This is a genomic window from Pseudomonas sp. HMSC063H08, assembly GCF_001813645.1.
Lineage (GTDB): Bacteria > Pseudomonadota > Gammaproteobacteria > Pseudomonadales > Pseudomonadaceae > Pseudomonas > Pseudomonas aeruginosa.
Genome location: NZ_KV813429.1, coordinates 1 through 24,151, shown reverse-complemented (window position 1 = coordinate 24,151; position 24,151 = coordinate 1). Strand labels below are relative to the sequence as shown.

At 66.3% G+C, this 24,151-nt stretch carries 23 protein-coding genes and 1 pseudogene; 7 read left to right on the top strand and 17 right to left on the bottom strand.

Features of this window, described 5'->3' with window-relative positions; all coding sequences use genetic code 11:
• The first annotated feature begins 63 nt into the window (after positions 1–63).
• The 3 genes from norR to mvaU all read left to right on the top strand — a co-directional run bounded on the left by norR (position 64) and on the right by mvaU (position 2,735).
• Positions 64–1,617 (top strand): nitric oxide reductase transcriptional regulator NorR, encoded by a 1,554-nt coding sequence (gene norR / locus HMPREF2924_RS12125; RefSeq protein WP_003090504.1) that lies wholly within the window; start codon positions 64–66, stop codon positions 1,615–1,617.
• A gap of 100 nt (positions 1,618–1,717) precedes the next feature.
• Positions 1,718–2,074 (top strand): 6-carboxytetrahydropterin synthase QueD, encoded by a 357-nt coding sequence (queD, locus tag HMPREF2924_RS12120; RefSeq protein ID WP_003090505.1) that lies wholly within the window; start codon positions 1,718–1,720, stop codon positions 2,072–2,074.
• A gap of 307 nt (positions 2,075–2,381) precedes the next feature.
• Positions 2,382–2,735: a histone-like nucleoid-structuring protein MvaU gene (gene mvaU / locus HMPREF2924_RS12115; protein ID WP_003090506.1), complete on the top strand. Its 354-nt coding sequence runs from the start codon at positions 2,382–2,384 to the stop codon at positions 2,733–2,735.
• A 75-nt stretch (positions 2,736–2,810) separates the two neighbouring features.
• Here mvaU and HMPREF2924_RS12110 read toward each other — a convergent pair whose 3' ends face one another.
• The 12 genes from HMPREF2924_RS12110 to HMPREF2924_RS12055 all read right to left on the bottom strand — a co-directional run bounded on the left by HMPREF2924_RS12110 (position 2,811) and on the right by HMPREF2924_RS12055 (position 13,055).
• Positions 2,811–3,107 carry a VF_A0006 family four-cysteine protein gene (locus HMPREF2924_RS12110; protein WP_009877656.1) on the bottom strand — a complete coding sequence of 99 codons (297 nt, stop codon included), beginning with the start codon at positions 3,105–3,107 and terminating at the stop codon, positions 2,811–2,813.
• A 263-nt stretch (positions 3,108–3,370) separates the two neighbouring features.
• Positions 3,371–3,955, bottom strand: coding sequence for a GspMb/PilO family protein (locus HMPREF2924_RS12105; protein WP_003131073.1), 585 nt, complete (start codon positions 3,953–3,955; stop codon positions 3,371–3,373).
• Positions 3,955–4,338 (bottom strand): hypothetical protein, encoded by a 384-nt coding sequence (locus HMPREF2924_RS36065; RefSeq protein WP_128623048.1) that lies wholly within the window; start codon positions 4,336–4,338, stop codon positions 3,955–3,957. The genes HMPREF2924_RS12105 and HMPREF2924_RS36065 overlap by 1 nt, the downstream gene beginning before the upstream one ends.
• 646 nt (positions 4,339–4,984) lie before the next feature.
• Positions 4,985–6,064 (bottom strand): type II secretion system minor pseudopilin, encoded by a 1,080-nt coding sequence (locus tag HMPREF2924_RS12095; RefSeq protein WP_003131071.1) that lies wholly within the window; start codon positions 6,062–6,064, stop codon positions 4,985–4,987.
• Positions 6,054–6,644, bottom strand: coding sequence for a PulJ/GspJ family protein (locus HMPREF2924_RS12090; protein ID WP_003110086.1), 591 nt, complete (start codon positions 6,642–6,644; stop codon positions 6,054–6,056). The genes HMPREF2924_RS12095 and HMPREF2924_RS12090 overlap by 11 nt, the downstream gene beginning before the upstream one ends.
• Positions 6,641–7,066, bottom strand: coding sequence for a PulJ/GspJ family protein (locus HMPREF2924_RS12085; RefSeq protein ID WP_003110087.1), 426 nt, complete (start codon positions 7,064–7,066; stop codon positions 6,641–6,643). Before HMPREF2924_RS12085 ends, HMPREF2924_RS12090 begins: the two co-directional genes overlap by 4 nt.
• Positions 7,066–7,476 (bottom strand): prepilin-type N-terminal cleavage/methylation domain-containing protein, encoded by a 411-nt coding sequence (locus HMPREF2924_RS12080; protein WP_003110088.1) that lies wholly within the window; start codon positions 7,474–7,476, stop codon positions 7,066–7,068. The genes HMPREF2924_RS12085 and HMPREF2924_RS12080 overlap by 1 nt, the downstream gene beginning before the upstream one ends.
• Positions 7,445–7,879 (bottom strand): type II secretion system major pseudopilin GspG, encoded by a 435-nt coding sequence (gene gspG, locus HMPREF2924_RS12075; RefSeq protein ID WP_003131069.1) that lies wholly within the window; start codon positions 7,877–7,879, stop codon positions 7,445–7,447. The genes HMPREF2924_RS12080 and gspG overlap by 32 nt, the downstream gene beginning before the upstream one ends.
• 53 nt (positions 7,880–7,932) lie before the next feature.
• On the bottom strand, positions 7,933–9,120 hold the full coding sequence (locus HMPREF2924_RS12070) for a type II secretion system F family protein (protein WP_003097729.1): 1,188 nt from the start codon (positions 9,118–9,120) through the stop codon (positions 7,933–7,935).
• A gap of 4 nt (positions 9,121–9,124) precedes the next feature.
• Positions 9,125–10,852 carry a GspE/PulE family protein gene (locus HMPREF2924_RS12065; protein WP_003090521.1) on the bottom strand — a complete coding sequence of 576 codons (1,728 nt, stop codon included), beginning with the start codon at positions 10,850–10,852 and terminating at the stop codon, positions 9,125–9,127.
• Entirely contained in the window at positions 10,842–11,645 is an 804-nt protein-coding gene (locus HMPREF2924_RS12060) for an ABC transporter permease (protein ID WP_003131067.1), read from the bottom strand. The genes HMPREF2924_RS12065 and HMPREF2924_RS12060 overlap by 11 nt, the downstream gene beginning before the upstream one ends.
• Positions 11,646–12,092: 447 nt before the next feature.
• Complete coding sequence (locus HMPREF2924_RS12055) at positions 12,093–13,055, bottom strand: GlxA family transcriptional regulator (protein ID WP_023094659.1); 963 nt, start codon at positions 13,053–13,055, stop codon at positions 12,093–12,095.
• Between the two features lie 177 nt (positions 13,056–13,232).
• Between HMPREF2924_RS12055 and HMPREF2924_RS12050 the strand changes: the two genes are divergently transcribed.
• A complete protein-coding gene (locus HMPREF2924_RS12050) occupies positions 13,233–14,024 on the top strand; it encodes an alpha/beta fold hydrolase (RefSeq protein ID WP_003110094.1) in 792 nt (263 codons plus the stop codon).
• Between the two features lie 23 nt (positions 14,025–14,047).
• On the opposite strand, the gene HMPREF2924_RS12045 is transcribed toward HMPREF2924_RS12050, so the two are convergent.
• Positions 14,048–14,800, bottom strand: coding sequence for a class I SAM-dependent methyltransferase (locus HMPREF2924_RS12045; RefSeq protein WP_003131063.1), 753 nt, complete (start codon positions 14,798–14,800; stop codon positions 14,048–14,050).
• 225 nt (positions 14,801–15,025) lie between these two features.
• On the opposite strand from HMPREF2924_RS12045, the gene HMPREF2924_RS12040 reads away from it, so the two are divergent.
• From HMPREF2924_RS12040 to HMPREF2924_RS12030, 3 genes are all read left to right on the top strand, one after another.
• Entirely contained in the window at positions 15,026–16,000 is a 975-nt protein-coding gene (locus HMPREF2924_RS12040) for a quinone oxidoreductase family protein (protein WP_003110096.1), read from the top strand.
• A 22-nt stretch (positions 16,001–16,022) separates the two neighbouring features.
• Positions 16,023–16,952: a LysR family transcriptional regulator gene (locus tag HMPREF2924_RS12035; RefSeq protein ID WP_003090525.1), complete on the top strand. Its 930-nt coding sequence runs from the start codon at positions 16,023–16,025 to the stop codon at positions 16,950–16,952.
• Between the two features lie 182 nt (positions 16,953–17,134).
• Positions 17,135–18,376 carry a dienelactone hydrolase family protein gene (locus HMPREF2924_RS12030; protein WP_003113399.1) on the top strand — a complete coding sequence of 414 codons (1,242 nt, stop codon included), beginning with the start codon at positions 17,135–17,137 and terminating at the stop codon, positions 18,374–18,376.
• A 7-nt stretch (positions 18,377–18,383) separates the two neighbouring features.
• Here HMPREF2924_RS12030 and HMPREF2924_RS12025 read toward each other — a convergent pair whose 3' ends face one another.
• The 4 genes and pseudogenes from HMPREF2924_RS12025 to HMPREF2924_RS12010 all read right to left on the bottom strand — a co-directional run.
• Positions 18,384–19,346 carry a threo-3-hydroxy-L-aspartate ammonia-lyase gene (locus HMPREF2924_RS12025; protein WP_003090528.1) on the bottom strand — a complete coding sequence of 321 codons (963 nt, stop codon included), beginning with the start codon at positions 19,344–19,346 and terminating at the stop codon, positions 18,384–18,386.
• A 162-nt stretch (positions 19,347–19,508) separates the two neighbouring features.
• Positions 19,509–19,700: a hypothetical protein gene (locus HMPREF2924_RS12020; protein ID WP_003090543.1), complete on the bottom strand. Its 192-nt coding sequence runs from the start codon at positions 19,698–19,700 to the stop codon at positions 19,509–19,511.
• On the bottom strand, positions 19,697–23,650 hold the full coding sequence (gene tse5, locus HMPREF2924_RS12015; protein WP_003131060.1) for a type VI secretion system effector Tse5: 3,954 nt from the start codon (positions 23,648–23,650) through the stop codon (positions 19,697–19,699). Before tse5 ends, HMPREF2924_RS12020 begins: the two co-directional genes overlap by 4 nt.
• A 49-nt stretch (positions 23,651–23,699) precedes the next feature.
• A pseudogene (locus HMPREF2924_RS12010) lies at positions 23,700–24,151 on the bottom strand (type VI secretion system tip protein VgrG); the annotation flags it as partial.

Here is a 24,151-nt window from a genome sequence, read left to right as displayed (position 1 = left end):
AGGCCGGCATAGGTCATAATGACTGCAACCATTCAGAGTCATTAGGACTGCAAAGAGGTCGAAATGACCACCAATCCCTTGCTTGCTACCCTAATCCCGCTGGTTGCCGACCTGTCCCGCGACCTGCCGGAAGACGAACGCTACCGCCGACTGCTCCAGGCCCTGCGCGACCTGCTGCCCTGCGACGCCACCGCGCTGCTGCGCCTGGACGGCGAATACCTGATCCCGCTGGCGGTGGACGGCCTCAGCCCGGACACCCTCGGCCGGCGCTTCCGGGTCGGCGAACATCCGCGCCTCGAGGCTCTCCTGGAGCGCCGCGGGCCGACCCGCTTCCCCGCCGACTGCGGCCTGCCCGATCCCTACGACGGTCTGGTGGAAGGCCTCCACGGCCACCTGGAAATCCATGATTGCCTGGGCTGTCCGCTGTACCTCGACGACCAGCCCTGGGGCTTGCTGACCCTGGATACCCTCGATCCGTCGCGCTTCGCCAGCGCCGACCTGGATACCCTGGAGGCCTTCGCCAGCCTCGCCGCCGCCACGGTCAAGGCCAGCGAGCGGATGCGCGACCTGACCCGCCGCGCCGAGGACGAGCACCAGCGCGCCGAGGCCTATCTCGAAGCCGCTGGCGAGCGGCCACGGGAAATGATCGGCCAGAGCGCCGCGCACAAGGCGCTGCTGGAAGAAATCCGCCTGGTCGCCAACAGCGACCTGAGCGTACTGATCACCGGCGAGACCGGGGTCGGCAAGGAACTGGTGGCGCAATCCATCCACCGGCATTCCATGCGCAGCGGCAAGCCGATGATCAGTCTCAACTGCGCCGCGCTGCCCGAGACCCTGGTGGAAAGCGAATTGTTCGGCCATGTGCGCGGCGCCTTCTCCGGCGCGGTCAACGAACGGCGCGGCAAGTTCGAACTGGCCGACGGCGGCAGCCTGTTCCTCGACGAGGTCGGCGAGTTGCCGCTGGCGGTGCAGGCCAAGCTGCTCCGCGTGCTGCAGAGCGGGCAGTTGCAGCGGGTCGGCTCCGATCGCGAGCACCGCGTCGACGTACGCCTGATCGCAGCCACCAACCGCGACCTGGCCGAGGAAGTACGTGCCGGGCGCTTCCGCGCCGATCTCTACCATCGCCTCAGCGTCTATCCCTTGCGCGTGCCGCCGCTGCGCGAGCGCGGCCGCGATATCCTCCTGCTGGCCGGCTACTTCCTCGAGGAAAACCGACCGCGCCTGGGACTGCGTAGCCTGCGCCTGGACCACGAGGCCCAGGCCGCGCTCCTCGACTATCGCTGGCCGGGCAACGTGCGCGAACTCGAGCACCTGGTCGGCCGCGCCTCGCTCAAGGCCCTCGGCCACAATCCGGAGCGGTCGCGGATCGTCACCCTGCATCGGCAGGATCTCGACCTGCCCGCGGAAACCCCCGCGCCACCTCGCAGCGTGGTCGAGCCCGCGCCCGCCGCGCCAACGACCGGTCACTCGTTGCGCGCGGCCACCGACGCCTACCAACGCCACCTGATCCAGGACTGCCTGGCCCGTCACCAGGGAAGCTGGGCCTCAGCTGCACGCGAGCTGGGCCTGGATCGCGCCAACCTGGCGCGCCTGGCGCGCCGCCTGCAACTCAGGTGAACGACCGCCCGGTCGGAGCAGACCGGGTCCGGCGCGCAAACCTGCTACCATGGCGCCCCCATTCCGGTTGTCCGATAACCCCGATCCAGAGCGCACTACAGTGGAACTCTTCAAAGAATTCACCTTCGAATCCGCCCATCGCCTGCCCCACGTCCCCGAAGGCCACAAATGCGGGCGCCTGCACGGCCACTCGTTCCGTGTCGCCATCCACATCGAAGGCGAGGTCGATCCGCATACCGGCTGGATCCGCGACTTCGCGGAAATCAAGGCGATCTTCAAGCCGATCTACGAGCAACTCGACCACAATTATCTGAACGATATTCCAGGCTTGGAAAACCCCACCAGCGAAAACCTCTGCCGCTGGATCTGGCAACAACTCAAGCCGCTGTTGCCGGAACTCTCCAAGGTCCGCGTCCACGAAACTTGCACCAGCGGTTGCGAATATCGGGGCGATTGATTCGCCCGACTCTCCCCTGGCGCTTCGCCATCCGCTCTAAAACGGGCTTCCACACAACGGGCCCGTTCTGCCGTCTCTCTCCCATGGGTTGTACGAAGCATTATCCCCACGGACATAAAGGTTTCATATTCTTCCGGGAAACATCCGGCAAGCTGTCCCCACAGTCCGTTAGTCAATAAAACCGTGCAACTATATTGTTCTTCCAGTAGATAAAGACTTATCCTTTGCCGCGGACACGGAAAGTCCGTAAAGCCACTATAAATGCACCAAAACCCAGCACCATATTTTTAGAACGGGAGTGAAACGAATGTCCAAACTTGCCGAGTTCCGCGAGGCAGAGCGCAAACTTCAGGAGCAACTGGCCCTGCTGGAAAAGCTGAAAAGCGACAGCAGCCTGAAGCAGGAACTGGAATTCAAGGACAAGTTGCAGGCGTTGATGGACAAGTACGGCATGACCCTGCACAACATCATCGCCATCCTCGACCCCAAGGCTCCGGTCACCGTCAGCGCCGCTCCGCAGCGCCGTGCCCGCGCCCTGAAGGTCTACAAGAACCCGAACAACGGTGAAGTCGTCGAAACCAAGGGCGGCAACCACAAGGTTCTGAAAGCCTGGAAAGAACAGTACGGTTCCGAAACCGTCGAATCCTGGCTGCAACGCTAAGCCGGTTTTCCCGACGGCATCCTGCCGATGCCGTCGGAAACCTCACTGGCTACTTTCGCTCCCCTCCTCGCCAGATCAATTCTGCGACTTCGATTCGCAAGCGCTCCTGATCTTCTGCGCCGCCAGGTTGTTCTCCACCCCCGGCAGGTTCTCCAGCAGACACTCGTAATAAGCCTTTTCCCGCGACAGCAGGAAGGAACCGTCGTTATACAACTTGTCGCAGGCCTGGGTGATGAAGTGAACCGCCACCCCGCTCTTCGCCGTGCGTTGGTAGTCGAGTATGCATTGGTCGTAGTCCTTGTCGTCGGCGAGAGTGGAAAGCGGAAATAACAGCAGCAGGGGCAGCAGGAACTTCATGGCAATGGTATCCATGGGAAAGTTGTGCTCCAGCATGGACGAGCCGGCTCGGAGTGCCAAGCCGACCATGAAGTAAAATTTTGCACTTGTTTACAGGCCGGACCAGACTGGCCGTTCTTCGCTGCGCGAATGCGACAATGGCGGGCCGGGGAGCCGAATCGCAGGCGTCCCGAGCGGATTCGGTTTCCCGGCCGCCTGGCGGCAACTCGCTCCATCGACGGGCACCGCCCTCCGCCGAACTCTTCCGGCAAACGGGTGCTGCCCGATCCGCATCCGCTTCAATAGGCCGCTACGAACAGGAACGACAACTGTAGATTGAGCATGGGCGACAACATATTGTTCAGTTCCAGAAACTCCACCGCTACTTGCCGCTGCTCCGCTTCTATATCCTGCAACAACCGACTGAACGAGGCTGGCTCCAACTGCCCGCGAACCTGGGCCTCGATACGCGCGATCGTCCCTTGCTTCTCGAAGCCGCGAGGAAGCAGTACGCTCACTTCCGCGTCAGGGACGCCCGCCAGGCGAACCCGCTCGGTCAGCCAGGCCTGCACATCGGCCCTCGCCTGCGACGCATTCGGCGCCTGCCAGAAGCGCTCTCGCTGAAGGTTCAGGACCTGCTCCGCCTGCATCGCCCGCTCCGGCCAGGCGGTCTGCCGGGAAACGTCCTGGAGCTTGAGCCATTCCCCGGCCAGACGACGATATTCCTCCCCTCGTTCCTCCCTCCAATCCATGCTGAGCATGACCAGATGCACAACCAGCAGCAGGCACAGGCTCCAGATGGCCATGCGCAAGAGTGGTTTTTCCTGCCATTGTCGTTGCAGGTTCCGCCCCTGGAACTGCAGTGATCGCTGGAAGTCCGACATCAGGCACCCTCCCCCGGCGTACGCAGGACCAGGCTCAGCGATAGCCCCTCGCTCTGCGAAGGTTCCACCCTGACATCTTCGAAACTCCCCGACTCCATGAAACGCCTCACATAGAGACGCGGGTCGACACTGTCGGTGCCAATCCGCAAGTCCAGCTCGGAGCCTCGATAGCGCCAGGCGAGCAACCGACTGTCCTTCGGCAACAGTTCCGCCACCTGTCCCAGCAGCGCCACCTGCGAGCGATGCTGCAAAGCGCGCCCCAGCTCCGTGGCCATCCGATTGGTCTGCAAGGCCTGGTTGCGGGCGCTGAGGATCGGCGAGACCTGGCCGTTCAGTTGGTCGTACTGCGTTCGCAGCGCACGCTCGGCCCACCACCAGGACAAACCTTCCCCCAGATTGAATCCGCATCCCAGCAACAGGGTGGCTATGAGCCCATGCGGCAACCAACGCTCCCATCGCAGCAGCGTTGCTTCTGCCGCCGGAACGGCCCAGGGACGGCCCAGCGCTTCCCCAGGCTCGGCAACCAGGCTCTCCGGGATGCGTATTCCCGCCAGCCCCCGGAGCAACCGAACCCATTGTTCTGGCTGGGGTGGGCTGGGAAAGAAATGGCTCAGGACAAGGCAGTCATCTCTCCAGACCTGGAGATCCAGCCCGGAGCGAACCCGAAGCAGCCGAACCGTCTCGCCTTCCGCGACCGACCGAGGGGGAGCCTGCAGGAGGGATTCGGGGATACAGCGATAACGCCGAGGTTGGTCGACGCAGTCTTCGGCAACGGCCTCCCGGACCTCCTCATCCCAGAACCAGACCAGAGCATGGCCACCCCGCCAGGCTACGTAATGGCCTGCGCGGCGAAAAGGCGCCAGGGCGGCAAGCTTCAACGCCAGTGCCTGATACCGGTCAGAGCGCGGTACATGATTGAGATCGAGACAGCGATAGACACACCACGCCCGATCCACGATCCACTGCGCTGGGGCGCGCCGCGCCAACCCTGTACCTCTACGTACCCACTCAAGCTGCGCCCGGCCATCCTTACCACGGCCTTGCCACAAGCGGGGCGGCAAGAACCCCGGGGGCGATATCGGGATGCAGCGGAGGATTCGAGTAGCGATCATTTATCTTCACGGACCTCTTCGAGAGAAGCTGCCAGGGTGGCAGCAGGCGGTGCTCTGAGTTGAAGCGGACCTCGTATTCCGTCCCCTGCTCGGCTCCTGGCGGGTAGAGCCGAATCGACAGGACCGGACTGGCCAGGCGCGCCCAGCCATCCTCGGGAACCAGCCTCGCATGCCCCCCGAGGACGTCATGCAGGTCCGACATCCGGGTGAACGGACGCTGCCAGCGGGCTTGCAGCAGTCGGCCGACAGCGTCCTCCGGTAGTCCCCAGGCAAGAGACAGGATTCGGGCATCCGCGGTGTTGATGTTCAGCGCCGCCTCGTCCGCCGCAACCAGATCGCGCCAACCGGCGTCGAGCAAATGCGCTTCCCAGGGGCGCCAGGCCTCCAGCCGGAAGACTTCCATCACCGAGCGCAACGGACGGCGCCGGGCCTGGCCCGGAGAGGACCTGTCGCTGGCTTGCGCGGCGCTACCCAGTCGTGGAGCGGCGCCGGGATAGAGATAGCTGAACCATTGGGCGACCATGACCTGCACCTGCTCGGCGGGAACCCCCAACCCCGCCAGCAGCCTGGACAGTACCCGCGGATCGATGCCGGAAAGACTGAGGCGCGCGGAGCGATCGAGCAGCGCAACGCACCAGCCATTGGCCATGCAGAACTCCCGGCCATCCAGAGGCAGCTCCCCGCCAATGGGCAGGATCGAAGTGTCCATGTCCACCTTGCTCGGCGCGGCGCCAGCATTTCCCGGTACGCTCAGGCCCGCGACGGTATAGCGCTGGGTAGCCACCAGCCATTGGACCCGCGCCAGCAAGGCATGCTCCTCCAGCTCACGAAGCAGCGCCTTGCGCCGGTTTTCCGTGGCATCCAGCGAGCGCCCGACCCAGAGTACAGCGGCACTGGCCAGCAGGGTCATGATGGCCAGGAACCAGACCACTCCGACCAGAACGAAGCCAGACGAGCGGGCAGACGCCGCATGTCGGCATGCGCCATCAGAAATCATGTTCGGCGGGCCTCGCTCTGGGCAGCGCGACCGCGACAAGGACAAACAGGCGCTCCTCGGGAGCCGTCAGTGCCATCGCCTCGGGAAGGGTATCGGCCAGTTGCGCGCTCGGCGGCCAGTCCCGGTGCCACTGGCCATGACCGTCCAGATAGCGGAAGCGAGCTTCGCCGCGCAGATGCAGGAGGGGCCAGCGACTGTCCTCCAGCCTTCGCACATAGATCAACTCGGTCCTGTCCTCTCCTGCCCGCCGCTCGAGCCGGAAGGCCAAGGGCGTCGGGATGCCCGCACGGCGATCCAGGGCCGCGGCAGACATGGCCTCGAAACTGAGTTCGTCCCCTCGCAGACGCCAGCGGACCTCGCCAGCCTCGGGAGCGACCAGGTTCTCCACCGCATCACGGAACCAATCGAAGGTCAGCGCCCGGACCTGTCCGCGCCCCAGGTTCTGGTGCAAGGACTGGTTGGCCTTGCTGGCATAGCTCAACCCTTGCATGAGCAACGTGCCGATGAAGGAAACGACCAGCAGCACCACGATCATCTCGAGCAGGGTGAATGCACCCTGTTTTCGTCGCGAGCGGATCATGGTCCATCACCCAGTCGCGCTGGGATGACCACGTACCCGGGAAGCTCCAGTTGCAGCGTCTGCGGCGTTCCATCGCCGGCCCGGATGCTGGCGACGACCCTGAACAAGGTCACGTCGTAGATGCCCGGACTGCCGCTATGGCGGCCCACCGCCGCTTTCGATGCGGACAGTGGCGAACTTCGCCACTCCAGCCGGTAATGCCCCAGCCGGACCCTGCCTGCGGGTTCGAGCGCAGGGTTCATGCGCTCCAGATAGGCCATCGCCACCCGGGCCGTCTCAATGCGCAGCTCGGCCGCCTCGACCCGCTGCATGCTCCGAAAGGCACTGTTGAGCCAGGCGAAAAGCGCACCGCCGACCACTGCCAGGAGCGTCAGCGCAACCACCGCCTCCAGGAGCGTGAAGCCTTCCTGCCGCGCCGGCATCAGCGGATCGTCCCGGGCGCGCAGAGGGGTGGCTGAAGCAGCAGCGTATGTGTCGCGCGCCCATGATGGACCTGCAACTTTCCGCCCAGGCAAACTCCGTTTGCCATGTAACGTATCGGCGGCCGAGCAGTAACCGTCCAGCCATCGGGCAGTCGCAGCAACTGCTCGGGAACCGCCCCGCTCTCATCAATGAGCAGCTCCCGCCCGTCGCTGCGCACGCGATAGCCCAGGGTCTGCAATTGATTGAACAGATCGTCCAGCGCGGTCCTGCGCGCCCAGGTCTCCTGCATCCTCACCAGGCCGGGCAACGCTACCGCAGCAATGGCCCCGACGATCACCAGCACCACCAGCAGTTCGAGCAAGGTGAACGCGGCCTGGTCAACGTTTGGGCGCGTAACCGACATCGGCATCCAGGCCTTTCCCACCGGGCTGCCCATCCGCGCCCTGGCTGTAGAGAGTGAAGGGTTGTTCGGCACTCGGCCTGTCGCTGTACAGGTAAGGCCGGTTCCAGGGGTCCAGCGGTACGCCGCCCTCTAGGTAGGGCCCGTGCCAGAAGGCCCCGAGACGTTCATCGGAAGGCGGCGTGTTGAGTAGCGCCAGGCCTTCTTCTTCGGTCGGCAGCCGGCCGATGTCCAGGCGCATGGTGAGCAACGCGCCCTTGAGCATCTTCACCTGGGTATCCGCCGTCTGCACCTTCGCCTTGTCGGCCTGACTGAACAGTCGCGGCCCGACGAGCCCCATCAGCATGCCGATAATCACCAACACCACAATCATCTCGAGCAGGGTGAAGCCCTGTTGTGCAGCTCTGTTCATACGGTTTCCACTTCACGTCTCATCCAACCAGCCGCGGCATCGATACCCGGCATTCAAAGCACCATGTCGTTGGCGCTGGTAATCGCCAGTACCACGCCGGTAATGATCAGGCCGAACACAGAGCCGATCAGCAGGATCGCCAAAGGCTCGATCAGTACCAGGGCCTTTTTCATTCGCGCCTGCCCGGCCTCTCCATAGAGCGTCGCCAGGCTCTGCAGCATCTCCGCGAGCTGCCCGGAGGCCTCTCCAACCCGCACCAGGCTCGAACCGATGGACGTGACCGCCTGGCGCTCCTCCAACGCTGCCGACAAGGCGATGCCGGCCCGCACATCCTGGGTGACTCGCTCCAGGGTCCGGCGCTGCCGGGCAATGCGGACGCCAGCGGCGGAAAGCAGCAGGGCCTCCACCAGCGGCACACGATTTCCCAGCAGGGTTCCAAGCACCTTCGACCATTGCGCTATTTCCGCCTGCATCAACCATTCCCCGACTACGGGCAGGCGCACCAACTGGTCGAGCGCATGGGCGCGGAGCGCCGGATTGCGCAGCGCCACGGCAATGCCGCCAGCAAGCAGCAGGACGGCGAACGCCAGCAAGCCGGAACTCTCGTTGCTCCATACCCCGATGCTCAGCACTGCCCAGGCAAGCCACGGAAGCTGGGCGGTCTCGTTCAGGAGATTGGCGAATTTCGGAACGACGAAGACGAACAGGGTCGCCACGGCGAGCACCCCGCTGAGCACCAGAATCGCAGGGTAGATCAGCGCCCCTTGCAACTCGGCGCGGGTTCGCCGTTCGTATTCCATCTGTGTGGCACAGTCCCTCAGGGCTCCTGCGAGGTTTCCGGTCATCTCGCCGGCCGCCACCAGTTGATATACATAGCGCGGCAAGTCGAGGCCGGCGCTCTCCAGCACCACGGGAAAGGATTGCCCCTGGCGCAGGCCATTGGCCATCGCCTGCAGGGCGGTAATCAACTTCGGGTGGCGCGCACCTCGCTCCTGAGCCTCCACCGCGTCGGCCATGCTCACTCCCGCCGCGAGCATGGTGGCCAGCTCATGGATGGCCATGTTCAATTCCTCGGCCTTGAGCCGACGTCGCGAGCCCAGGTTGCGGCGTTTCACCTCCAGGCTGAGCGGGGTGAGCCCCTGGCGCTGCAACTGCCGCAGCGCATCCTGGCGCGTGGGGAGGCAGAGTTCGCCACGAACGCGCCTGCCCTTGCGATCGACGGCTTGGTAGATGAAATTCATGGACTTAGCCGCTGGTCACGCGATGCACCTCGTCAAGACTGGTCATACCCAACCAGGCCTTGATCAAGCCATCTTCACGCAGATTGCGCTGTCCCTGGCTGGCGGCAAGCCGATGCATCTGTTCGAGGGAAGCTCTCTGCACGATCAGGTCGCGCATCTCGGAAGACAGATCGACGAGTTCGTAGATGCCCACACGGCCGCTGTAGCCGGTACCTTCGCAGCGGCCGCAGCCTCGCGCCACGCGCCATTGCGCTGCCTGCCCCGGGAACAGCCGCGCGGTGGCCGCCTCGGTCGCTGCCAGATCGGCCGCAGCAAGGGTTGGCTCGCAAGGTTCCGCGCAGTGGGCGCACAACCTGCGCACCAGTCGCTGGGCCTGGACACCGCGCACCGGCGAAGCCACCAGGAAGGGTTCCACGCCCATGTCGATCAAGCGCGTGAAGGCACTCACCGCATCGTTGGTATGCAGGGTCGAAAGCACCAGGTGACCGGTGAGCGAGGACTGTACGGCGATCTCCGCCGTCTCCAGGTCGCGTATCTCCCCGATCATGATCACATCGGGATCCTGCCGCAGGATCGAGCGCAAGGCGGCAGCGAAGGTCAGGCCGATGTCGGCATGGACCTGGACCTGGGTGATATTGGGCACCTGGTATTCCACGGGATCTTCCACGCTGATGAGCTTGCGCACGCCATCATTGATTTCCTCCAGCGCGCCATAGAGCGTGGTGGACTTGCCCGATCCGGTGGGGCCGGTCACCAGGATGATGCCGTGGGGTTCCGCTACCCATGCACGCATCCTCCGCAAGTGGTCCGGGAGCATCCCGAGCCGGTCCAGGCGCAACCCCTCGCGCTCCTTCGGCAACAGGCGCATGACCACCGATTCGCCATGCACCCCTGGCAAGGTGGAGACCCGCACGTCGAGCTCCGTACCGCTGACCCGGATGCTCATGCGTCCATCCTGCGGCAACCGTCGCTCCGCGATGTCGATGGCGGAGATCAGCTTGATCCGCGAGACAACCGCCGCGAATCGCTCGCGGGGAAGGCTCAGTTGGTCGTGCAGGACGCCGTCGACGCGGAAGCGGATACGGAAGTCGAACTCCCGGGGTTCGATGTGAATATCCGAAGAGCGCTTTTCCATGGCCTGGCTCATCACGTTGTTGACGAGTTCGACTACCGGCGCCTCCTCCGCCAGCTCCCGCAGGTAGCGGATGTCTTCGCTGCCGTAGGCGTGCCGATCCGCACCTTGCCGGGCCAGGTCCAGGGAATGCTCCAACCAGCCGTCCAGATCCTGGGAGCGGCACAGCACTGCTTGAATCGAGCGCTCCGGATAGAAATAGCCCAGGGTTTCGCGTATCGAAGGAGATAACGGATCACGCGCCGCGAACAGCAGTTGCTCGCCCTCCTCCCAGACCACCAGTTGCTCTTCGACGAACCAGTCGGTATTGATCGGGGTGCTGAGCAGGAATGCGGCGATGGACTCTTCGCTCGGCTTCCGCAGGTCGTCCCCCACCAGCGGCAACCGCAGTTGCTCCGCCAGCACCTGCATGAGGGTATTTTCCGAGATGGCTCCGGAACGCACGAGAATGCCTCCCAGGCGGCCGCCAAGCCGGCGTTGCAGGTCGAGCGCCCGCTCGAGTTCCTGGCCGCTCACCAACCCGCGTTCGAGCAAACGCTGCCCCAGCGGTATCCACTCGGCCGTCACCTGCGGGCCCGGGGAAACGGCCTCAGAGGACATCTGCAAAACCTTCCTGTACCCGACGGAACCAGAGGAAGCCCGATGAACAGACCAGCAGCGACGCAACGCAATAAACGCTGAAGACCTCAAGGGTCGGATAGGGAGCATCGAAAAGGATCGCCCTGACCATTTCCACCGGGATCGTCAGCGGATTGAGGTACAGGTAGGGCTGCATTACCGGTGGCAAGGATGACAGCGGATAGAACACCGGGCTGATGAATAGCAGAAGCACCAGGAGAAACTGGACGAACTGCCCTATGTCGCGAACATAGACCCCGAGCCCCGCGAGGAACCACGCCAGCCCCGTCACGCAGAGCAGGAAGGGGAGCAGGGCAAGCGGTAGCAGGACCAGTTGCCAGCCCGGCTCGACGCCGCTGAAGAGAAGAAAGATACAGAGCACCAGGTAGCCGAGCATGGCGTTGAAGAAAGCGGCCAGCAGCGGTGTGAGGGGGAGTATCTCCAGGGGAAAAACCAGCTTCTTCACGTAGTTGGCGTTGGCCTGGATGATAGTCGGGGCCCTGGACAGGCTTTCAGCGAGGATCCCGTTCAGCAGGAGTCCGGAAAACAGGGTCAAGGCGAAGGAAAGCGTGCTCTGGCTTCCACCCCAGCGCGACTTCAGCACGAAGCCGAAGACAAACGTATAGATCAGCAAGAGCAGGAACGGCGAGACGATGATCCAGATGCGGCCCAACATGGCGTCGCGATAACGCAGTTCGACCTCGCGCCGGGTCATGACCAGCAGGAGCCTGATGCGACTGGCGAGACTGGCCGGTACCAAGAGGGAACCACTCACAAAAAAACTCTCCACGGCGAAGAAGAACAGAACCCGCTAACCATGAAGGATCGAAGCGAGCAGGGCCATCAGCCCCCACTACTTCTGGCGTAAGGTTTTTCTGATTCGATAAGAGCCTTCAACAGGCAGAAACACCTTGGCACTCCCGCCAGCTTGAACGCCCCTCATCTGCGTACCCGCAGGAGAACGCCCGGACAATCCGGGCAAGGGGCAACGACTCTCACCGATAAGATCCGATCATCATCCTGGGAAGTGCACCCTCGATATCCAGCAACCGGCGCAATGAAACCGGGCGAAGACAAGACCCATCTTCGATGCAGTGCGTTTTCCACACGACGCGCGAAACCTGCAACGAAAGTGGATGCATCGCAAGTCACCTGCCCGCCGAACCGAGATAGCGAACCTGCCATGCGTTTGCTCGGTGGCCGTATCCCGTTTATATCGACCTCAACGCTCCGGCCCGCGCACCCGGCCCCGCCAATGCGACGGGGTGTCGCCCGCCTCTTTGCGAAACAGCCTGACGAAGAAGCTGACATTCTCGTAGCCCACCTCGTAGGCAATCTCGCGGATCGACAGAGGGGTGGCCAGCAGCAACTTCTTCGCCCGGTCGACCCGGACCTGTTGCAGGTAACGGATCGGCGAAAGCCCGGTGGCAGCACCGAAGCGACGTTTCAGGGTACGCAGCGCAAGGCCGGCCTGGGCGGCCATACGCTCCAAGCCGAGGGGCTCGGCGTGGTTGGCCTCGATCCAGTCCTGCAACGCAAGGATGCTCTCATCGCGATGGTTGCGGCGACCCGGCAGGATCGGACTCAGGCGTTGCGCATCGGCGACCAGCAGGTGGGTGGCGCAGAGCTGCGAGAAGCGGTCGCCTCGCTCCCGAGCGATGATTTCCAGCAAGGCATCGAAGCAGCCGCCCAGGGAGCCGGTGGTATAGAGTCCGTCGGCCTGCAGGTACGAACGCTGGCCGATGAAGCGGCATTGCGGATAGCGCCTGGCCAACTGCCGAACGTAGGCCCAGTGGCTGGCCAGCAGGAGACCGTCGGCGCGCCGGCTGGCGGCCAGCCAGGCGGCCCCAGTGGTGAGGGCGAGGACCCGGGCACCGGCGTCGATCCGCTGCGCGATCCAGGCCAGGCTCGCCGCATCCGGTACGAAGCCGGCCAGCCGCGCTCCCTCGATGGCGGGAATCACCAGCAGGTCGCAGTCCGCGTCGATCTCCAGGATCGCGTCCGCTCGCAGCGAATGGCCGCTGGCGACCGTCACCTCGCGGGCCGATGCAAGGATGCGCACTCGAAAGGATGGCTCCAGGCCGATATGCGCCTCCAACAGGGAGACGATGCGGAAAAAGTCCGCCACGGCGAACACCCCCATCCCCCAGCAACCATCGTAGGCTAGCACCGCAACTTCTTTCACCGCCCCTCCTGGCCCGATCGGACTATCGAAGAGCCCTTTCGAGGATCGTTTCCTGCGAAGAGCCTACATAGTATCGACAAGCCTCCCGTCACCCTAGCGACGGATAAGGCCGGCCCATGCCGACCAATCGGCCTATTGCGCCAGTCAACCACCCGAGACTCGAGAAGGAAGCCGTCCATGTCCCCCATAGAAAGCCGCGAATACCGGATCGACACGCCCCGCGGGCAGCTCTTCGCCAAACGCTGGACGCCCGCCGCAGCCGGCTCCGCGCTGCCGATCGTGCTGCTGCACGAGTCGCTGGGCTGCGTGGCGTTGTGGCGGGACTTCCCGGAACGGCTGGCAGCCGCCAGCAGACGTCCGGTGGTCGCCTATGACCGGCTTGGCTTCGGCCTCTCGCCTGCCCACCCCGATGCCCTGCCCCTGGACTTCATCGAAGACGAAGCGCGCCGGGACTTTCCCGTCGTCCTGCGACAACTAGGGATCGAACGCTTCATCGCCTTCGGCCACAGCGTTGGCGGCTCGATGGCGGTGGCCTGTGCGGCGGCGTGGCCGCAGGCCTGTCAAGCGCTGGTGGTCGAAGCGGCGCTGACCTTCGTCGAGCCCCTCACCCTCGACGGCATCCGCGCCGCCGACCGCGTCTTCGCCCGCGACGGACAGTTGCAACGCCTGGAACGCTACCACGGCGAAAAGGCACGCTGGGTATTACGCAGCTGGGTGGACACCTGGCTTTCCGAAGACTTCGCCGACTGGAACCTGGACGCCGACCTGGCGCGGGTGCGCTGCCCGATCCTGAGCCTGCATGGCGAACTCGACGAGTATGGCTCGCAACGACATCCGCAACGCCTCGCCCGCCTTGCCGGCGGTCCGGCAACGTTGCGACCGCTACCGGGTTGCGGCCACGTTCCCCATCGCCAGCAGCCAGAAGCGGTTCTGGACGCGGTGGTCGCGTTCCTCCGCGGTCATGACTGAAGACTCGAGGCGCTTTCGATAGCTCAGCGGATCACCCCGGCGCGCACCGTCAGCGGCCAACTGACCCGATAGCGCGTCTGCGGGTCGCCCCAGGCTTCGCGCAGCTCATCGACGAACGCGGCGCCCGGATCCTGGCCAAGGGCCTTGCCGGCCTCCTTCACCGCCGACCAGGTACCGACGTAGCCCAGCAGCTCGTCCAGGGTCCAGGCCACCTCGATGGCCAGGTCCGGCAGGCGGCGCTCCTCGAAGGGGAACGGCAGATTGCGGTAGCCCTCCTCCACGTGGCGCCGCTCGGCAGGCCAGTAGGGGCCGACGACCTGGTGGTAGAAGTGCTGGACCAGCGGTTCCATGGGTCCGTCGACATGCAATACGCCATAGGTGACCAGGGCCAGGATGGCATCCGCGCGGGCCACACGCCGGACTTCCTCGTAGAAGCGCGGCAGGTCCAGCCAGTGGGCGGCCTGGGCGACCGTCACCAGGTCGGCGCTGGCCGCCGCCAGCCCGCTGTCCTCGGCCAGGGCCACGCGATACTCGACCCGCTCGCGCGCCTGCGCCTTGTCGATCTGCGCGGCGCTGGCGTCGGTACCGACCATCCGTTCGAAACGCTCGGCCAACAGCACCGTGAGCTGTCCGGTGCCGCAGCCGCAGTCCAGGGCCAGGCGGGTGCCGGGGCAGAGCGCGGCCAGCTCGTCGACCAACCGCGCCGGGTAGGTCGGACGATGTGCGGCGTAGTTCGCCGAACCGGTGGAGAAATGATCCTTGAAAGGTGCCGTCATGGGACTCTCCCGAAATGATCCCGGCGACCACAGGGACCATGGCCGTCCAGGCTGCCGCCTTACACTAGGCGAATCCCGTCGATACGGAAACACGACTTTCGGTCACCTTGGAGCACCGTCTCACTACTGCATGCGGTGCAGCAATCAACTGCAAAGAACCTACCTGGTCATCCCCGGATGCTTCATTAGACTGCCGGAACGACGAACGCAGCCAAGGAGACCGCCATGCCCAGTCGCATCACCCTCAACGCAAACGGAGGCCCCGAGGTCCTGCGCCTGGAGCAAGTCCAGGCGCAGCAACCGGGCCCCGGCGAGGTCTGGCTGGAGCAGGCCGCCATCGGCGTCAATCCGCTGGACCTCGGCCAGCGCTCGGGAGCGGTACCGATTCCGCTGCCGTCCGGCCTCGGCCTGGAAGGCGCCGGAGTGGTCGCCGCGCTGGGTCCGGGAGTCTCCGGACTGGCGCCGGGCGACCGCGTCGCCTATGCCACCGGCCCGCTGGGCGCCTATGCCAGCGCCCGGCTCTACCCCGCCGAGCGCTTGCTGAAGCTGCCCGACACACTCGCTTTCGAGGACGCGGCGGCTCTGCTGTTCAAGGGGATCACCGCGCACTACCTGCTGCATGCCACCTACCCCGTCGGGCCCGGCACACGCATCCTGCTGTACGGCGCGGCGGGCGCCGTCGGCCAGTTGATGGCGGCCTGGGCCCGGCACCTGGGCGCCTGGGTGATCGGCGTGGTGTCGAAGGCGGAAAGCGTCGAGCGGGCCAGGGCTGCCGGCTGCGACGAGGTGCTGGTGTTCGACGCGGCCAGTCTCGCCGCCCAGGTCGCCGAGCTGACCGCCGGGCGCAAGGTCGATGTGGTCTACGACCCCATCGGTCGCGCTACCTTCGAGGCGTCCCTGGACAGCTTGCGTCCGCGCGGCCTGCTGGTGTCCTTCGGCGCTACCTCCGGCGTGCCGCCAGCCGTCGAAGTCGCCACCCTCAACGCCAAGGGTTCGCTGTTCCTCACCCGTCCCTCGCTCGCCGCCCACACCGCCAACCCGGAGGAATACCGGCTACGCGCGCAGGCTGTGCTGCGCGCCCATGCAGACGGTGTCATCCAGCCCCGGGTCTGGCGGCGCTACCCGCTGGCCGAGGCGGCCGTGGCGCATACCGATCTGCTGGAGGGACGCTCGCAAGGCGCGCTGGTACTCTTGCCCTGACCCACTCGCAAGAGACGCATGCATGCAACCGTTCGACAGCCGGCAGGCCGATGAAGTCGCCACGCTCCTGGCCCTGGCCGAGCACGGTTCGTTCGCCGCCGCCGGCCGCGCCCTGCAACGACATCCCTCGGTGCTCTCGAAGCGGCTCGGCGCACTGGAGCGTCGCCTCGGCATCCGCCTGGTCGAACGCACCACCCGGCAACTGCGCTTCACCGATGAAGGCGAGCGCCTGGCGAGCCGCTTCCGCCAGGCCGTCGACCTGCTCGACGAGGCCGAGCACGAAGCCAGCCTGGGCGCCGCGCAACTGCGCGGACGCCTGCGCATCGCCCTGCCATCGGCGATGGGCCGGCTCTGGCTCGGTCCGCTGCTGGCGGAGTTCGCCCTGGCGCATCCGCAGGTGGTGCTGGAAACCGACTATTCGGAGCGCTTCGTCGACATCATCGCGGAAGGCTTCGACCTCGCGATCCGGGTCGGCGAACTGGCCGACAGCCGCCTGGTGGCCAGGCGGCTGTGCGCCCACCGGCGCATCCTCGGCGCCGCTCCCGACTACCTGGAGCGGCATGGGGTACCGCGTATCCCGGCCGACCTGGCGGCACACAATTGCCTCGGCTTCAGCGGACTGCACTCGTACCCGGAATGGAAGCTGACCCGCCAGGACGAACAGCAGCCCGTGCGGGTACGCGGCTCGATGGTCAGCAACGACAACGAGGCCCTGCTCTGCGCCGCACGCCAGGGCCTGGGCATCTTCGCCGCCGGCGAGTGGCTGATGAGCCGCGACCTCGAAGCCGGCAGGCTGGTACGGGTGCTGCCGGAGTGGCAACTGGATGCCGACGCCGGCGTCTACCTGGTGCGCCCCTCGGCGCGCTACGCCACGGCGGCGGCCAGCGCGTTCCGCCAATGGGTGGAAGCGCGGTTCGCCGCGGGCCCGCCCTGGCAGCGCCAGCGGGACTGAGCGGTATCCGCGAGCGGCTCGCCGAGGATCGCGCCGCCTCCCGCCCCTCGCTCCCGGACAATCCGGATACCCTCCCGCCAGCATGCGGATAGCCAATGACCCGCCGGCCGGTTCCTACTAGGCTGGTTCGCTTCGCTTTCCCGTTTTCCCACTCCAACAACAACCCGATGAGGAATCCAGGCATGGGACAGTACGTCAGCATCGCCGCGTCCGACGGCAGCGGCCGGTTCGACGCGTATCTCGCGCTCCCCGCCAGCGGCAAGGGGCCGGGCGTGGTGATCGGTCAGGAAATCTTCGGCGTCAACGCGAACATGCGCGCGGTGGCCGACCTGTACGCCGAAGAGGGCTACGTGGCCCTGGTCCCCGACCTGTTCTGGCGGCTCCAGCCGGGGGTCGACCTGGGCTACGACGAAGCGGCCTTCGCCAAGGCCATCGAGCTGTTCCAGCGCATCGACCTGGACGCCGCGGTGGACGACATCGCCGCCTGTATCGAGCACCTGCGCCAACGCGAGGAGGTGGTCCACGCCGGGATCGGCTTCGTCGGCTTCTGCATGGGCGGCAAGCTGGCCTACCTCGCCGCGACGCGCACCGACGTCTCCTGCTCGGTGGGCTACTATGGCATGGGCATCGAGGCGCTGCTCGACGAGGCGAAACAGATCAAGGGCCGGCTGGTGCTGCATTTCGCCGAACAGGACGCCTACTGCCCGCAGCAGGCCCGCGACGCGATCCTGCCCTGCCTGCGCAACCTGCCCAAGACCGAGTTGTACCTCTACCCCGGCGTCGATCACGCCTTCGCCCGCGTCGGCGGCATGCACTTCGACAAACCGGCCTACCTGATGGCCCACGAACGCAGCATCGCCGCCCTGAAGCGGGAGATCGGGCCGAACTTCGACCTCTCCGCGCTGTGGGACGAGCATGTGCGCCACGAGTTCGATACCCGCGACGTCGCCGCGACCATGGCGACCATGGTCGCCGAGCCCTACGTCAACCATGTCCCGACCCTCACCGGCGGCGTCGGCCAGCGCGAACTGAGCCGCTTCTACCGCCATCACTTCATCCACGGCAACCCGCCGGACATGACCCTCACGCCGATTTCGCGGACGGTGGGGGCGCTGCAGGTGGTCGACGAGTTCGTCATGCGCTTCACCCACAGCTGCGAGATCGACTGGCTGCTGCCCGGCGTCCCACCCACCGGGCGCTTCGTGGAAATCCCCATGCTCGGCGTGGTGCGCTTTCGCGGCGACCGCCTGTACCACGAGCACATCTATTGGGACCAGGCCGGCGTGCTGGTGCAGATCGGCCTGCTCGACCCGCAGGGCCTGCCGGTCGCGGGGGTGGAAAGCGCGCGCAAGCTGCTCGACGAAAGCCTGCCGTCGAACCGCCTGATGGCGCGCTGGGCAGCCAGCGAAGGACTCGGCCTCTAGCGGCCGGCTAGCCGCCGAGCAAGGCGCAGAAACGCGCCAGGTCGACGTTACCGCCGCTGAGCAGGATCCCGACCCGCTTGCCGCGCAATTCGTCCTTGCGCTGGCGGGCGGCGGCCAGGCCGAGGCAACCGGTGGGCTCGACCAGCAGCTTCATCCGCGCGGCGAGGAAGCGCATGCCATCCACCAGTTCGGCGTCGCTGGCGGTGAGGATGTCATCGACGTTGCGCTGGATCAGCGGGAAGGTGAGATTGCCCAAATGCTGGGTCTGGGCGCCATCGGCGAGGGTCTGCGGCGTATCGATATGCACGATGGCGCCGCTGCGCAGCGAACGCTGGCCATCGTTGCCGGCCTCCGGCTCCACCCCGTAGATCCGGCAGGCCGGCGCCAGCGCGCGGATCGCCAGGGCGCAGCCGGAGAGCAAGCCGCCGCCGCCGAGGGGCGCGAAGAAGGCGTCCAGCGGACCGACTTCTTCGAACAGTTCCTTGGCCGCGGTGCCCTGCCCGGCCAGCACGTCGGGGTGATCGTAGGGCGGGATCAGGGTCAGGCCATGGCGCTGCGCCAGGTCGCGGCCGATCTGCTCGCGATCTTCCGTATAGCGGTCATAGAGCACTACCTGCCCGCCGTAGCCACGGGTCGCCTCGATCTTCACCGCCGGCGCGTCGGCCGGCATTACGATGGTCGCCGGGATCCCCAGCAAGCGCGCCGAGAGGGCGATGGCCTGGGCGTGGTTGCCGGAGGAGAACGCCACCACCCCGGCGGCACGCTGCTCGGCGGAAAACCGCGACAGCGCGTTGAAGGCGCCGCGGAACTTGAACGCTCCCATGCGCTGCAGGTTTTCGCATTTGAAGAAGACTTCCGCGCCGAGTTCTTCGTCGAGGGTACGCGAGGACATCACCGGCGTGCGGTTGGCATGCCCGGCGATCCGCGCGGCGGCGGCGATCACATCGTCGTAGGTAGGCAGGTCGTGCATGGTCAGTTCCTCGGACCTTGGCAAAGAAGACGGGCAGGTCGCCAGGTTAGCAGGCGAACGCCGCCAGCAGCGCCTGCGCGACAGCATCGGCGGCGGAAGACTGGCGGAGCCATTGACGAAGAGGCCCTGCATGGGTCGATGCTCCGCGATGCCGGGTCGGCCTCACTCGTCCAGGTAGCCGTCCCTGATGCCCTTCGAGCGGCGGTAGAGGTAGAGCCCGAGGCGCAGCACGACGAGCACGCCGAAGAACACCCCGACGGTCACCCAGGTGTTGCCGAAGAACCATTCCAGGCAGACGTAGAGCAACGCCAGCGGTATGCAGACGAGGGTCATCAGCAGGTAATGCTTGATCATTGCGGCGGGCACTCCTCTTCTTCGTCCTTCAGCGGGCATTTGACGATCTGCTTGCCCGTCTGCCAGGCGGCCTGGGTGGCCACGGCCTTCTTGATGGTATCGGCATGGGCGGCCTTGCGCGCGGCCAGCTTGGCCGCGCGGTTGGCGGTGTTGGCCGCCTGTCCGGAAAGGGTCCTGATCGCCTTGGCGGACTGCACCACGGTCTTGCCGGTGCTGAGCATGCCCGGCGCCACGGTGCCGATGGCCGCCGAGGCGCCGACGTGTTTCCAGTTGATGTCGATGCACTTCCACTTGATATCGGTGAGGTCGCGATCGCTGTCCCAGTTGTCCTTTATCTGCCCCAGCACCTGCTTGCCGGTCTGCATCCCCAGCTCGATGCCGGCGCCCAGCGCCGCTCCGATCGCGGCGCGGGCGGCGAAGGCGCCGATCACCACCAGCGGGATGATCAGGCCGGTGGGATCGTAGGCCAGCGTGGGCGCGTTCAGCGCGTAGGCATAGGGGTTGGGCCCACCGCCCAGGCCGAGCGGGTCCTGGCTGGCATAGCGCCCGGCTTCCGGCAGGTAGTAACGGTAGCGGTTGTAGTAGAGGCCGCTTTCCTCATCGTGGTACTGCCCCTGGAAGCGGATCGGCTGCGCACCCGGCTGTCGTTCCGGCGCCACCGCCCGCCAGTCGTCCGGAACGCCCTGCCAACGCAGTTGGCCACGCTCGTCGCTCAGTTGCAGGGGGGTACCGAGGTGGTCGGTGTGGAAGAAAGCGATCCGCGCCTCGCCCAGCGCCGGCACGCATTGCGCCGGCAGCGGCTGGCCCTCGGCGGCGAACGCCTGGCGCAATTGCAGCAGCTCCGGGGGATCGGGCTCACAGGCCTGCTCCAGGCGCAGCAACGGGACGAAACCGCCCGGTTCGTGAACGGTGGTGCGCAGTTCCCGCGCAAAGGCTTCGGCGCATTGGCGATCGCCGTCCCAGCCGAAGCGCACCTGCTGCTCGACACCGTCGCGCAGCACCACCTTGGCGATCCGTCGCGACAGCGCGTCGTAGCGGTAGCGCGCCTCCAGCCGCGTGCCGTCGGCGTAATCGCGCGTCAGATGGACCAGGCGCTGCGCGCCGTCGTAGGCCAGGCGCAGGCGCTCGCCGTCGGCGCCGATACGCTCGACCAGGTTGCCCAGCGCATCGAAGCGATAGCGGTTGCCGGCGATCCTCTCCACGCGGTTGCCGGCCCAGCGCGCCGGGCCTTCGCCGGCCTGGCTCGCGCGCGCCTCGGAGCGACTGAAACCGGAGCGGTACAGTTCGTTCTCGGCGAATGCCTGGCGAGCGTCCTCGCGCGCATGCTCGCCGACGCCCTCCAGGCGGTTGCCGGCGGCGTCGTAGCGGTAGGTGCTGGCCGCCGCGCCAGCGCGCCGGCTGGCCAGCAGGCGACCGCCGAGGTCGTATTCGTAGCGCACCGACGGATACTGGTTGTCGTCGATGCCGACCAGTTGTCCAAGTCCGTCGTAGCGATAGCCGCGCTGCCAGTCGAAACCGCCGGCCAGACGCAGGCGGCTGCGCTGCAGGCGTCCCAGCGGCGCGTGCTGGCGCTCCTGGGTGAACAACGCGTCATCCTGCCCGTCGCGGCGGGCGTCGCGACGCACCTCGCGGTGCAGGGCATCGCGCTCGAAGGCCAGCTCGACCGCACCGACCAGCGCGCCGTGCAGATGACCCGGGCCATAGGTCAGCCAGGCGACCGGCGGCGCGTCGCCATAGCGGCTGGTCTGGCGCACGCCTAGCGCGTCGTGGCTGTGCTCGACGCTGTAGACCCAACCGTCGGCATGTACCTGGCTTTCCAGGCGCAGGTTACCGACCTCGTCGTACGTGTAGCGCACCTCGCAATCCGCCCCGCCGGCGCTGGCCAGGCGGCCGTCGGCCAACCAGCGGTAACGCTCGACCAGGGCCGGTGCGTGCTCGGTGGCGGGAACCCGGATGCTCGCCAGGCGGCCGTCGCGGTCGTAGGCATAGGTGGTCTCGCGACCGTCGGCATCCTCGCGGGCGATCAGTTCGTCAGCGGCGTTGTAGCGATAGCGTTGGCGACGACCGTCGAAGCCGGTCTCTTCCACCAGACGGTCCAGCAGGTCGTAGCGGAACTGCGCCTGGACGCCGTTCTCGTTGGTCAGGGCGACCAGCCTGCCGGCTTCGTCGTGCAGGTAGGACAATTCGCCGCCGCCGGCGTCGGAAACCCGCGCCAGCAGATCGCCGTGCCCCCAGGAAAACAGCGTGGCGTGCCCCTTGGCATCGGCGATACGGGTCTGCCGCCCAAGGGCGTCGTATTCATAGCTCAGGGCGCTGCCGTCGGCCAATTCCAGGCCGATCAGTTGCCCCAGCGGGTCGTAGCGGCGCCGGGTCAGTTGTCCCAGCGGGTCGCTGCTGGCGACCAAACGTCCTTCGTTGTCGTAGTCGTAACGCCAGACCTGGCCGGAACAATCGGTCAACGCGGCCAACAGGCCGAAGCGGTTCCACTCCAGGCGCCGCTCGCCGCCGCGCGGGTCGACGATTCGCGTCGGCCGGTCGGGCAGGCGCGGGTCTTCGTAGGCGTAGCGGGTGCTGCCGGCCGGGCCGCGCACCGTCGTCGCATTGCCCCGTTCGTCGCGCTCGAAGGTCCAGCGGCGCTGCATCGCGTCCTCCAGCTCGACCAGCAGCCCGGTCTCTTCGTCGACGCGCTTGCGATAGCGCGCCTTGCCCGGCGACTCCTCCTCGAGCATCCGCCCCTGGCCATCGCGCCGGCGCCGCGTCTCCCGTCCCAGCGGATCGCGCATGGCGACCAGGCGGCCGAACAGGTCGTAGTCGAACTCGCTACGGCTGCCGTCGGCCCTGACCAGCGCGGTCCAGCGCCGCTGCCCACCCTCGCCGGCGAACTCGTAGCGTTCGACGCGGCCGAGGCTGTCGCTGACCTCGGTGGCATCGCGCAGGTAGCGGAAGGTACGGGTCAGGCCGCCCGCCTCGATCTGCTTCACGACCCGCCCGTGCGGAGCATGGACATCCCACTCGTAGCGAACCTCCAGCCCGCCCGGTTCGCCGTGGGCGACCAGCATGTGCTCGCGCCAGGCGAATACCCGGACCACCTGGCCAAGACGGTCGCGCACGGCGATCAGGTCGCCGCTGTCGCTGAACTGGTAGCGCACCAGCCAGTCGAGCCCCGGGCTCTGCGGATCGATGTAGTCCGGAGGCGGTCCGTCGTGGCTGGCCAGGATCACGCCGAACAGACGCAGGCCGTCGTCGCCCTCGCTCGGCTCGCAGGCCTGCTGGTAGACCAGCGCATAGCTGCGCCCGGCGCTGTCGCGCACGCCGGTGAGCAGGCCACGTCCGCTCCAGCGGAACTCGGTGCGGTAGCCGGCGCGGCCGAAGCTGGCCTGCAGGCGCCAGATACCGTCGGGGCAACGCTGGAAATGCAGGTAGCTGTGGCCGGACAGCACCAGCACGGAGCCCTCCTGCGTCTGCAGTTCGGCCGGCACCGCCGCCCAGCGCCCGCGCCAGGCCTGCGCTTCGCCGCCGCTCGAACTGCCGCGGCGCAGCCACAGCTCCTCGCTGCCGGAATAATGCTGCGCGCCGGGAGCCAGCGCAGGAAAGCCGATCCGGCGGCCCTGGGCGTCGACCAGCACGCAGGCGTCTTCGCTCAGTTCCAGGTGCATGCTCTCGCCCGGCAGCCACCAGCCCCGGCCGAGCCGGCCGATACGGGGGTTGCTCGACAGGTAGCCACGGGCGAAGGTGAAGGTGTCCGGCGCCGCCAGGGCGAAATCGACCTCTTCCGGCAGCAGCTTGCTGCCGAGCATCGGGTTGACCGGCTTGCCCACCAACGGCACGCAGGCGGACACCCGGTCGGCCAGGCCGACCGCGCTGCTGCCGACGTGCACGGTGGGCGAGCCGGTGGAGATAACCCCTCCCGAGACTTTCTCGCCGACATGGGAAACCGGTAGGCCGCTCATCTATCCATCCTTCCTTGGGAAAAGCCGCGACAGGACATCCGCCCGCCGCTCAACAGTTGATATCGACATTGGGCGAGAGGATCTCGATCTCCCCCGGCGTCAGGCGGATCGTGCTCTGGCCGCAGCGCAAGAGGATCTCGCGGTCGGCGGTCAGCTCGATGCGCTGGCTGCCGAGGGTGATGCTCTGACCGTCCAGGGTGATCTTCGAGCCATCGTCGCTGCCGCCCACGCTCACTTCGTAGCTATCGCCCACCGACAAGGTCTTCTTCTTCATCACCTGGGTGCTCTGGTTCAGCCCGACCACGGTGTTCATCATCATGCCGACGTTCAGGCTGTAGCCGAGCCCGACGTTTTCCATGCGCCCCATGCCGACGTTCTGCAACGAGGCCATGAGGATGGTTTCCGTCTTGTTCATGCCGATCCTGACCGTCTCGTTGCGGTCGACCGTCTTGCTGCGGTTGGCATGCACGGTGATGGTCTCGTTGTTGTCCACGGTCTCGG